11 protein-coding genes and 2 pseudogenes are annotated in these 11,158 nt (G+C 35.5%); 1 reads left to right on the top strand and 12 read right to left on the bottom strand.

Annotated features, from left to right (window positions below; genetic code table 11):
- The 8 genes and pseudogenes from AACY61_RS02570 to AACY61_RS02535 form a co-directional block, all read right to left on the bottom strand.
- Nucleotides 1-701, bottom strand: a pseudogene (locus AACY61_RS02570) (F0F1 ATP synthase subunit alpha); the annotation flags it as partial.
- A gap of 40 nt (nucleotides 702-741) precedes the next feature.
- Nucleotides 742-1,281, bottom strand: coding sequence for an ATP synthase F1 subunit delta (gene atpH, locus AACY61_RS02565; RefSeq protein WP_339609880.1), 540 nt, complete (start codon nucleotides 1,279-1,281; stop codon nucleotides 742-744).
- 7 nt (nucleotides 1,282-1,288) lie between these two features.
- Nucleotides 1,289-1,783 carry a F0F1 ATP synthase subunit B gene (locus AACY61_RS02560; protein ID WP_339609878.1) on the bottom strand — a complete coding sequence of 165 codons (495 nt, stop codon included), beginning with the start codon at nucleotides 1,781-1,783 and terminating at the stop codon, nucleotides 1,289-1,291.
- Nucleotides 1,784-1,859: 76 nt separating this feature from the next.
- Nucleotides 1,860-2,069, bottom strand: a complete 210-nt coding sequence (atpE, locus tag AACY61_RS02555; protein WP_125086948.1) for an ATP synthase F0 subunit C — start codon at nucleotides 2,067-2,069, stop codon at nucleotides 1,860-1,862.
- Nucleotides 2,070-2,089: 20 nt separating this feature from the next.
- On the bottom strand, nucleotides 2,090-3,178 hold the full coding sequence (gene atpB, locus AACY61_RS02550) for a F0F1 ATP synthase subunit A (RefSeq protein ID WP_339609873.1): 1,089 nt from the start codon (nucleotides 3,176-3,178) through the stop codon (nucleotides 2,090-2,092).
- A gap of 484 nt (nucleotides 3,179-3,662) precedes the next feature.
- The gene (locus AACY61_RS02545; protein WP_339609871.1) at nucleotides 3,663-3,911 is read right to left on the bottom strand and encodes an AtpZ/AtpI family protein; all 249 of its coding nucleotides are present in this window, start codon (nucleotides 3,909-3,911) and stop codon (nucleotides 3,663-3,665) included.
- On the bottom strand, nucleotides 3,862-4,332 hold the full coding sequence (locus tag AACY61_RS02540) for a polymer-forming cytoskeletal protein (protein WP_339609869.1): 471 nt from the start codon (nucleotides 4,330-4,332) through the stop codon (nucleotides 3,862-3,864). The genes AACY61_RS02545 and AACY61_RS02540 overlap by 50 nt, the downstream gene beginning before the upstream one ends.
- 1 nt (nucleotide 4,333) lies before the next feature.
- Entirely contained in the window at nucleotides 4,334-6,796 is a 2,463-nt protein-coding gene (locus AACY61_RS02535) for a hypothetical protein (RefSeq protein WP_339609867.1), read from the bottom strand.
- A 365-nt stretch (nucleotides 6,797-7,161) separates the two neighbouring features.
- On the opposite strand from AACY61_RS02535, the gene AACY61_RS02530 reads away from it, so the two are divergent.
- Nucleotides 7,162-8,214, top strand: coding sequence for a ferredoxin--NADP reductase (locus AACY61_RS02530; RefSeq protein ID WP_339609865.1), 1,053 nt, complete (start codon nucleotides 7,162-7,164; stop codon nucleotides 8,212-8,214).
- 51 nt (nucleotides 8,215-8,265) lie between these two features.
- On the opposite strand, the gene AACY61_RS02525 is transcribed toward AACY61_RS02530, so the two are convergent.
- From AACY61_RS02525 to AACY61_RS02510, 4 genes and pseudogenes are all read right to left on the bottom strand, one after another.
- Nucleotides 8,266-9,318, bottom strand: a complete 1,053-nt coding sequence (locus tag AACY61_RS02525) for a glycosyltransferase family 9 protein (RefSeq protein WP_339609863.1) — start codon at nucleotides 9,316-9,318, stop codon at nucleotides 8,266-8,268.
- Complete coding sequence (locus AACY61_RS02520; protein ID WP_339609861.1) at nucleotides 9,318-9,923, bottom strand: DUF4254 domain-containing protein; 606 nt, start codon at nucleotides 9,921-9,923, stop codon at nucleotides 9,318-9,320. The genes AACY61_RS02525 and AACY61_RS02520 overlap by 1 nt, the downstream gene beginning before the upstream one ends.
- A 3-nt stretch (nucleotides 9,924-9,926) precedes the next feature.
- Complete coding sequence (locus AACY61_RS02515) at nucleotides 9,927-10,925, bottom strand: DNA adenine methylase (protein WP_339609859.1); 999 nt, start codon at nucleotides 10,923-10,925, stop codon at nucleotides 9,927-9,929.
- Nucleotides 10,922-11,158 (bottom strand): annotated as a pseudogene (locus AACY61_RS02510) (hypothetical protein); the annotation flags it as partial. The pseudogene AACY61_RS02510 and the gene AACY61_RS02515, both read right to left, overlap by 4 nt.

Genomic DNA, 11,158 nt, shown 5'->3' with positions numbered 1-11,158 from the left:
TTTGCAGCAACAATTGTTGTATATGCCATAGCACCTTTATCTTCAAGGACTTTAGCAATGTTTGCAACGGTTGATGCTTTTTGGCCAATAGCCACATAGATACAATACACCGGCTCACCGGCATCATAAAATTCTTTTTGGTTGATAATGGTATCGATACAAACAGTAGTTTTACCCGTTTGACGGTCACCAATTACCAATTCACGCTGACCTCTTCCCACCGGAATCATCGCGTCAATCGCCTTGATACCTGTTTGAAGGGGTTCAGTTACAGGCTCTCTGTAAATTACACCAGGCGCTTTGCGTTCAAGTGGCAATTCATAAGTTTCGCCAACAATAGGTCCTTTTCCGTCGATTGGGATTCCAAGAGTGTCAACTACACGCCCTGTGATTCCTTCACCCACTTTAATAGAAGCAATGCGTTGTGTGCGTTTTACAACAGAGCCTTCTTTAATTGCTTTAGAAGGTCCTAAAAGTACCACACCAACATTGTCTTCCTCAAGGTTAAGTACAATTCCTTCCAAACCACCGCCAAACTCTACAAGTTCGCCGTATTGTACATTTGAAAGTCCATATACACGGGCAATACCATCACCCACGGTTAAAACAGTTCCTACTTCATCAAGGGAAGCTGATGCTTCAAATCCTGAAAGTTGTTTCTTTAAAATTGCTGATACTTCAGCCGGTTTTACTTCTGCCATTGTATTAAAATATAAAGTTAAAGTCGTCTATGACGCTTTTTTAATTATATGCTTGTTTAAATTCTTTTCTTAATTCTTCAAAGTTGTTTGCAATACTCGCGTCATATTGAGTGTCGCCTACACGTAAAACAAACCCTCCAATAATTGCAGGATCTACTTTGTTAACAAGAGTAACTTCTGTTGCTCCTGTGAGTTCTTTTACTTTGGCCAATACTTTTTGTTCCAAAGCATTATCAAGAGGAATTGCTGATGTTACAACTGCCTCAACTGCATTGATACTTGTGTTGTAAAGCGAAATATAATTTGTAGCTACCTTTTCCAAAAGACCTCCACGCTTGTTGTCAATCAAGATGTCCATCAAGCTCAAAAGGATTTCAGAGGAGTTACTGAACACTTCTTTTAGAACAGCTCGCTTGTCTTCTTGTTTAACCACAGGGCTTTTCAACATCAATTGCAATTCTTTGCTGCCTTGAAGTGTGTTCAAAGCATCTTTCATTTCAATAAAGGTCTCTTTTGAAGATCCCTTCTGAGTTGAAAGATCTAAAACTGCTTTTGCATATCTTATGGCTGCTCTGCTCATGAGTTGCTTAGTTTAATTTGGCTTTTCCCAACATATCCTCCACAAGTTTTTCTTGCTGGCCTTTGTTAGACAATTCTTGTTTTACAACTTTTTCTGCGATCTCCAAAGAAAGCGATGCTACCTGACCTTTCAATTCAGCAATGGCTGCTTTTTTCTCACTTTGAATGGCTTCCTGAGCCTGGGAAATCATTTTATCTGCAGTAAGTTTGGCATCCTCTTTAGCGTCAGCGATCATTTTATTTTTCATATCGCGTGCTTCTTTCAACATGGCTTCACGTTCAGCACGGGCTTCCTGAAGAATACGCTCATTATCTGCTTGCAGGTTTTCCATTTCGCGACGAGCGGCTTCAGCAGCAGCAAGTGCGTCTTTAATGGACTCTTCACGAGAGCTAACAGCGCCTAGAATGGGTTTCCAGGCAAATTTCTTTAATATAAAAAGGAGTATAAGGAAAGTGATTGCCGTCCAAAATACAAGTCCAAATCCGGGAGTTACTAAATCCATTTCTATAAAGTTTTAATCATTTAAATTTATTAAAAACACAGAAGCAACCAACCGTTACTTCTGTGCTTTTTGATTTTTACCCTTGTAACAAGGCAACAACCACTCCAAATAATGCAACCGCCTCAACGAAAGCTGCAAGAATTAGTGCAGATGTTTGAATCTTACCTTGGATTTCAGGTTGACGAGCCATAGCTTCCATAGCCGACCCACCAATACGTCCGATACCCATTCCAGCTCCAATAGCTGCTAAACCAGCTCCAATAGCTGCAATTCCTGTAATAGTCATAGTTATAAAATTTAAATTAATTAATGGTGTTCATGTTCTTCTGTTGCCATCCCAAAATATAGGGCTGACAAGATGGTAAATATATAAGCCTGAATTGCTGTAACAACAATCTCTATTACTATAATAAATAATGAAAAAGCCACAGATACAGGCGCAATTGCAACCGTATTAAAAATAAAAATAAGCGACATTAAAGCGAGTATAATAATATGACCTGCTGTAATGTTTGCAAAAAGACGAATCATTAACGAGATGGGCTTTGTAAACATTCCCACAATTTCAATGGGCATTAAAAATATCTTCATTGGAACAGGTACTCCCGGCATCCAGAAAATGTGCTTCCAGTAGCTTTTGTTTCCGCTAAATGTTGTAATGATAAATGTGAACGTCGCCATTGTCAATGTAAATGCAATATTTCCGGTAAGGTTGGCTCCATTTATAATTGGGATTAAACCAAAAATATTGTTTAACCAAATAAAGAAAAAGACCGTTAAAAGGTAGGGCATATAGCGTGCATACTTTTTCTCACCAATCATTGGTATGGCTACTTCATCTCTTATAAAAAGAACTAAAGGCTCTACAAAACTCGCTATTCCTTTAGGAACAAAGCTTTCTGATTTTTTGTATTTTCTGGCAGCTCCAATAAAAATTAAGAACAATACCAACACTGAAACCCACATCATAAAGACATTTTTGGTGATGGAGATGTCAAGTGGCTTGGTGGTATTTGCCGGGTATCCATCTTCGCCTTTTACCAATGTATCTTCACCGGGATTGAGTTGATAAATTTTCTCTTTGTAATTCACAAACTTTCCGCCGTTTCTTTCAACTACAACATTTCCATAATAATCGTGATCAAAGGCAGATGACATAAAGGTTGTGAGGCCATTGTCAGTCCATAAAATTATGGGAAGTGAAATAGAATATTTCTTTTCGCCTATATCAATAATATGAAACCCATAAGCATCTTTGACGTGATGCATAATCATGCTTTTTGGATCAAATTTTTTATCCTCTTGAGTCTCAGGTGAGACTTCTTGTGCAGATACAAAAAAAGAAGTACTTAAAAATACTCCTAATAATAGTGTTCTGATGGCGCTTAATTTCATTGCTTTCAATAAGATAATAATGCGTTCCTTAAAATCGGTGCAAATGTAGTAATACTAAATGAAATGTCAAACATTAAAATTAAGGTTTATTTCTCTTTTAGAAAAAGAGTAATATTTACAATTTCAAAAGCCAAATAAAGAAAGTAAGGGATGAAGAAGTTAAATACTTCCAGGGTTGCATTTTCATTGGGATTTAACAGCACGGGTAATAAAAAAACAATACATAAAATCATTTTAAAAAGTGTAGCGCCCATAAACAAAGGGAAAATTTCCTTTTTACCAGTTGAAAATTTAAAGTTTACAATTGAATAGACAATCAATACCGTTATAAAGTGAAAGCTATAAATTGTATATAATGGAAGAATTAGTTCAATATCGAAAAAAAAGTGAAAATTTATATACCAATGTATTGCAAAGAGCAACAATGTGAAGAGTAATAGCAACAAGAGAAAGGTCGTTTCTCTTTTAATAAAGCTTGCGTTCATTAATTGTCTTTTTTGGAGTTTGAAAGAATTTGTCTAACCACTACAAAAATAGCGATTAAAACAGAAAGCAGAGATAAACCTGCTGTTAGTATAGGTTTTTCGGTTTTAAAATAATCGTCAAGCTTGCTTCCCAGGTAAGTTCCCACTCCGATGATTGCGATCATTTGAAAAGCAATGGCAGAGTAAATTGCATAGTTGCTAAACGCTTTGTCCTGCTTTGGCCTTTTGATTTCTTTCTTGTTTTTCAAAAAGATGGTTTTGTGACTTTAAAGCCTCTTCTGATTTAGATTCTTTTTGAGCCATTTGTTTTACAGAACCTTTCATAACACACGTAGCATTAAACGATGCGCCGGGTTCTATAGCCAATTTACCAACAACAACATCGCCGTCAACCCTTGCTGAAGCTCTTAAGGTGAGAGTTCCTGTAATTGTCATATTTCCAGAGAAGCTTCCTTCTAAGTCTGCATTTTCACATTCTAATGTGCCTTTAATAATTCCGTTTTCTCCTAAAACAACTTTTGAGGGCGTCTTAACGTTGCCCTGAATATTGCCATCTATTCGCATACCAGAATTAGATACAATATCTCCGGTAATGGTTGTGCCTTCAGTGATTCTGTTTTGCTGATTACCGACAACTGCCGGGGATTTCGATTTTTTGTCTGAAAACATGTTATTTGATTTTATTGTTATACAAATCTAAATTTTTGTGTACTTGAACAACAGCATAATTGGGCGATGAAATTTCAATGTAGGGATTGGAAATCTTAAATTTCTTATTTTCTTTTATGGTCTCTGCAAATCCCTTGGCTCCTTCCTGGCTATAAAGTCCATGAACCACAACCAATACTTTTGAAGGATTGTAATAATCTATTGAAGTATCGAGGTAATCAAATTTGAGTTCTTTAATAGCATTGTCAATTTTTTCTTTGAAAGTAACTGCTTGTTCTTTTGAATTTGAATTAAATTCATAGATTAATTTCCACCTGTCAGAATCGTTGTTGGCTTCAAAGTCGAAGTTTTCCAATTTTGGGATTTGGGCGTGGTAAATGTTATTTGCTTTTTTACCTTCTTCTGTGTTAGGATAATTAAGAGAGATAAAATTCATGGCTTTTTTATATTCTTCAAGCCCATCCTGTTTTCCGATAGCTGTAGCTTTCAGCATTTCAAACTTTGGCACTATTTCATCTCCTATATATTGTGTAATATAGTTGTCTGCCTTTTCAATAACTTCGGCATATTGTTGTTCTTCAAAAAGTTGATAAAGTTGATTATACTTAAACTCAGGGCTTGATTCATCTTCAGCCAGAACAGCTTCTGGATTACTTATAATTTCTGCATATCTTGAATTTGGGTGATTTGTTACAATATCACTTTTATATTGTTCCATTTTTACGGAATTTTCAAGCAGCTCATAGGTTTTATAAAGGTGGTATTTTGATGGCACTACCAACCTTTCTTGAGGCTGAAATGTCAGCAAAGTTTCTAATCGGTTTATGGCCAGATTATATTCTTTGAACTTTTCTTTATAAATTAATCCTAACTGATAATAAGCCATGTTTCTTTCTCCAACTATACTATCAATAACCTGTTGGTCTGAGGGGATTTCTGCTAAGTAACTTTCTGCGTTAAATGCATCATTTTCTGAAATTGGGACACCTGTTGCCGTCAAGACATCAGATTGGATATCGCTTTGTGAAGTTTTTTTATTTGACCTTCTCCAATCATCTTCCAGTTTTCTATCACCCCATTGACGTCTAAACTGAAGTTTTCCTGAAGCGAGGGCGGTAGCGTTATAAAAATAAAAGGTTCCTCCAGCATTTTCTTTGTCTTCCTTACCTCTTTGGTTTCCTTTAAAAAATTCGTTGCTTCTAAAGTTTTCTTTTTCTTTAACTGCGGCAATAGAGTCTGCTAAGGCTCTGCTTTTTAGGTTGTTTGCGTATTCTGTAAAATAGGCTAACCGCTCTGATTCATCCATTCTTATTATTGAAATGATACTATCATTTCTAGTGGCTATATCTTCATACTTTATTACGTCTTCCAGATTGTCTCTTTTTTTCTTGATTATACGGTGTTCTCTTGTGTTTTCAACCAATCTTTGAAGTGTGCTGTCATAATAACTTCCGGCAGCTCTGTATTCAGAATTGTCAAAATATAAATCACCTAAAGAAGCGTAATTCAGCGCCTGAAGCTTTTGATTTTGTCTAAACTCTTTAATTGAATTATTGTAAGCTGCTAAAGCTTCTTCCGTTTCACCAATGTTTCTGTAAAAATCAGCTTTTTGATGATGAATAAAGTCAAGAAATGGTCTATTCTCACGGTCGTTTATCAACTCTTCAAGCTGTTCCTTTATAGCTAATTTATCATCGTTTTCATAATCAAAATTTTTAATTTTTTGAATTTTGGAATGAATGAAATAATTTCTTGGTGATTTTCGGTTTAATTCAATGACTTCATTAAAAGCAAGGTTTGCACTGTCTTTTTGATTTAAGGAGTTGTAAATTTGACCTTTAATAAAAAGTAGTCTCCCTTTAATTTCATTATCCTTAGAAAACTTTGCCGCATTTTTTATGTGAACCAATGCACTGTCAAGGTGTTCCATGTTGATATATGCCTGTGCAATCATTGCAGATGCGTCAGCAAAGTCTTCGTCCTCAAGCTTTGCTTTTTCAAAAAGTTCTTTTAAATTGTTTAATGCAACTTCTTCATTTTGAAGACGAATATTGGTTTTTTCCCTCCAGATTTTTGCTGTGTTTACGCTGTTGCTGGTTGGGTATCTGTGAAGAATGAAGTTGAAAGCTTCCAGTGCCGGAATAAATCTTGACTCATAATAGCGGGCTTTTCCTAAAAGCATGTAAGCTTCATCAATTTGAGGGTTGTGTTCTTTCCCGTCAAAATAAATTGAATGTTTTTGAATAGCAACAACAGCTTTTTCTTCAGCGCGTTCAAAATCAGAGTTTCTTGTTTCTCCGGGCATTTGAATTTCGTCGGAAAGCTGAATACGCTCAACAGGTAAAATTTCAAAATAATCATCTTTTACATTTTGAACCAAGGCTTGTTTACCTTGTTCGAGAGCAAGATTGCCATTGTAAATTGCATTAAACTCTGCATTAACTGCTCTGAAGTTTCTGGTCATGAATGTGCTCTTTTTTCGGGAGCAGGAAGACGCCACCAAAACACATACCAGAAGTATTGCTGAAAATTTATAAATGCCTTTCAAATTAAATCGAATTTATTTATGATAACTAACTAAAAATCTTAGATTTTAGTATATAAAATGTTTGCAAGTTGTAAAAATACGTTTCTTTTTGAAAAAATCAGAAAACTAAGCTTAAATTTTGATTTTTCTAATGTTCTTGCCCATTGAATAGAAGCCAAAGAATGTTGAGTCTGAACTTCTAATTTTATTAATTGTGTACTTTTAAAATACCTCAAATAGTCTAAATTTTAAATTAAGGGTTTTCATTGTCAAACAAGATTGTATTTTTGTAAAAAAAAAGAATGTCAAAACTTCACTCTCTTAAAGTTCATAAAATTATCAGAGAAACCAAAGAAGCTGTCTCATTGCACTTTGAAATACCTGAGAATCTTAAATCAGCTTTTAATTTCAAAGCCGGTCAATATCTGACTCTGGAAACAGAAATTCAAGGTGTGAAAACAAGAAGAGCCTACTCACTCTGTTCTGCCCCTTATGAAAAAATGCTTTCTGTGGTAGTGAAAGAAGTAAAAAATGGCCGCTTTTCAGAATTTGTAAACCGTGAATTGCAAGAAGGTGATACACTTTCTGTACTTCCGCCCGAAGGCAAATTTATATTAGAACCCAATAAAAACTCCCTTAACACCTATGCCGCATTTGCAGCGGGTAGTGGAATTACTCCGGTTATTTCCATAATTAAGACTGTTATGGAAGAAGAGCCCGAAAGTAAATTTCTTCTAGTTTACGGAAACAAATCACCCGAAGAAACTATTTTTATGAAGTCGTTGATTGATTTACAACAAAAATATCCCGAGCGCTTTATGCTTGAATTTGTTTTTAGCCGAAAAGAGGTTGAAGGATACCAGTTTGGAAGAATTAGTAAATCAATTGCTAATTATTTTATCAAAAATAAATACAAATCACACCAGATAAACAGTTATTTTCTTTGTGGACCCGAGCCAATGATTGAGGAACTAAAAGAAACTCTATTATCCAATGATGTTTCTAGAGAATCCATACATTTTGAATTGTTTTCAAGCTCATCAGAACCAGTAGAATCAACTGAAGCATCTCCCGGAAATACAGCATTAACTGTGATGCTAGATGATGAAGAAACCTCATTAATAATGCCTCAAGGTAAAACAGTGTTAGAAGTAGTGCTTGAGCACAACCTTGACGCTCCCTATTCCTGTCAAGGTGGTATTTGCAGTACCTGCATCGCAAGGATTAAAGAGGGCTCCGCTACAATGCGCAAAAATCAAATCTTAACTGATGAAGAAATTGAAGAAGGGCTGGTTTTAACATGTCAGGCACAACCTACAACTTCGGTGTTGAAGGTGGATTATGATGATGTTTAATAAACAATAGCCTTTAGGTTTTAGACTATTATGCTATGAGCCCTCGGGGTTTCAGTCCTTAAAAGGGCTCTGCAAAACTTCTTTTATTTTATCTAAAATTTGCTGTGGTTTAATGGTCTTAATAGCATTTTCATAGCCTTTAGGAAACCTATTGCCATAAATGGATGTAGGAATTAGGGGGTATTGGTCTCTATCAGCAAGCAATGCATTTTCTGCCGGTTGATTAAATGGGTAAAACCCTGCATAAGGGTGTGTAACTCCCCAAATAGTAATGGTTGGAACATCATAGATTGCAGCCAGATGAGCATTGCCACTGTCCATGGCAAGCATAGCGTCTAGATTAGAAATCACAGCTAGTTCTTGCTCAAACAAAAGCGTGCCGGCTAAGTTTGTTACTGTAACATATTTTTGTTCCAGCTTTTGGAGTATTTCTTCCTCAGATTTTCCGCCACCAAAAAGAAAAATTTGTGTTTCTCTTTCTGCATCAAGATTTGCAATGACTTCTTCCATGAATTCCAAAGGATACATTTTTCCTTCATGTGCAGCAAAAGGGGCAATACCTATGTGTTTTTTATAGGTTTTATCAAAAAGAGGGAGCAATTTAGGTGGAATATCCTTACGAACCGGAAAAGTGTGCTGTTTTATATCAATTGGAAATCCCAATTTTTCAAATACTTCAACATAACGCTCAACAGTGGTCTTAAGTGGTTTAAAGGCTTTATTTTTGGATCTTGTCAGTGCTTTTTTTTCTGCTCTGCCTTTGTTAATTATTGCAACTGGAATTCCGTTAATTTTAAAACATATATTCATCACGTTAGACCTCAACACATTATGGATGTCTGCTACAGCATCAATATTTTCATTCTTAAGTTTGCAGGCAAGTTTTATAAGTCCTTTGACACCATTGTGTTTACCATTTAACTCAGCGGGGAAAAATTGAACGTTGGGTAATTCTTCAAATAAAGGTTTGTGAAAGGATTTAGAAATTACAGTTATTTTTAGGCCGGTGTAAGTGTCGCAAAGCACTCTCAATACCGGAATACTCAATGCTACATCTCCTAAAGCGGATAATCGAACAACAAGAATATGTGATGTTTTGGGCATTACTTTTTACGGAGAACTGGATTCATTTCGTCGTCATTGTACATTTTCATTTGTTTATAGACCTTCATGTATTTTTCACCATTAGCAATATCTTCCAATAACTGATCAATGGCGGTTGATAAATCAATGCGTTGCTCTAAAAGAACATCTAGTTTTTCTTTGCATTTTAGTCTGTATTCCGGTGAAGCGTCTGCTCTGTTGGCTTCTTCATCCATATGATAAATTTTTAATGCAAGAATTGAAAGTCTGTCAATTCCCCAGGCGGGGCTTTCGGTATTGATTTTAGCCTTTTTCTTTACCTCAACATCTTTATATTTCTCCAGGAAATAACCGTCGATATATTCAACAGTATCTGTACGATCCTGATTGGATGCATCAATTTGACGTTTTAGCTTTAAGGCTGCCACAGGATCAATTTGAGGATCGCGAATGATGTCTTCATAATGCCACTGCACTGTGTCTATCCAGCATTTTCTGTAGAGCAGGTGCTCAATGAGTTGTGCATTTCGATCATAGGGATTTTTAAACGGCTGATCAACCGTGTTGATAATGTGGTAGGTTTTAATTACATCTTGAAAAATCTTGTTGGCTTTTTCTGTAAACATGGTTTAAGTTTTTTCTAATATATGCAAATACTCAACTGTGGCATCTGCTTTGTGGTTTCTGTTTTCCGATTTGTCAGCTTTAAAACGTTGGTAGTTTATGGTGTTTAAATCATACTTACCATAACGTTTCATGATTGATTGCACAGTTTTTTCGGTCATTAGCCCTTCGTTATTGTAACTTAAAAACACATATTGAAATTGTGCGTTTTTTATTAATTCTTCAAAAGATTGGGTTACCTCTCCTTTTCTGCAGTAATTGCTTTTTTTGTAATTGCGCAATCCAGTTTTTCCTTGTGGAACAAAGGTATCATATTTTGCAATAGTATTCAACAGATGGTAGTTCGATCCGTATTGACGTGCATTGTAGGGTGGGTCAAGGTATAAAACATCTCCACTGATGTTTTTTATAAGTACATTGGCATCTTCTTGATAAACGTGGTGTGAATTTTCAGAAAATTCAAAAAAGGCCGGTTTGAGCTCTAAAGGTTTTGTTGCTGATTTTTTAATTTTTTTTAGGAAGGCCCCATAAACTGATGCTGTATTTGCTACTTTATCAGCACTTTCAATAAGTGATGCTAAAAGAAAAAAATAGAGTTCTTTTGAGATCTTATTTTTGTTTTTCCAAAATTCTATTCGTTGTCTGATAGCGTCTATTTTTTGACCATTTTCTTTAGAAAAATAAAGCCTTTTTTCTTTGCCTTCTTCACTGTAGTTTTCAAAAATAAATCCTTTTACCGGTTGAATTTGGTTGAGCTCATTCAAAATACCCTCGTAAACAAGCGGCTTGTTATTGCCGATATAATTTCGGAGTAATACAAAACTGTAATATTCAAGGTCATTTGCAATAACTTTCTTGACCAATGGCTTAAAATTCCTTCCTACAGCTCCGGTGCCGGCAAAAAGATCACAAAAAACAACCTCCTTTAGTTGGCAGCTAACGGCTTTAGATATGGTTTCAAAGATCCACGGGTTGAGTTTGTGTTTAGAGCCTATGTAATTCATTGTGTTACCCAGATTATATCTGAAAGTGCTGTGCTATTATCTGAAAATTTTTTAGTTGAGAGTTGACCGGCATCAAAAGTAGCAACATAATTGGATATTGCCTGATGTAAAATCGAAATTTCTGCTTTAAGTTTCCAGTGGTCTCCGTTTTCAGAATGCACGATTATAAATAAACGATTGGCATTATGATGGCGCTTTTGTGAACTTTGATTGTTGTATAACCAGTTTATTAG

The organism is uncultured Planktosalinus sp., from assembly GCF_963973675.1.
GTDB lineage: Bacteria > Bacteroidota > Bacteroidia > Flavobacteriales > Flavobacteriaceae > Planktosalinus.
The sequence above is the reverse complement of the archived record's forward strand: the minus strand, read 5'-3'. Positions and strand labels throughout refer to the sequence as shown.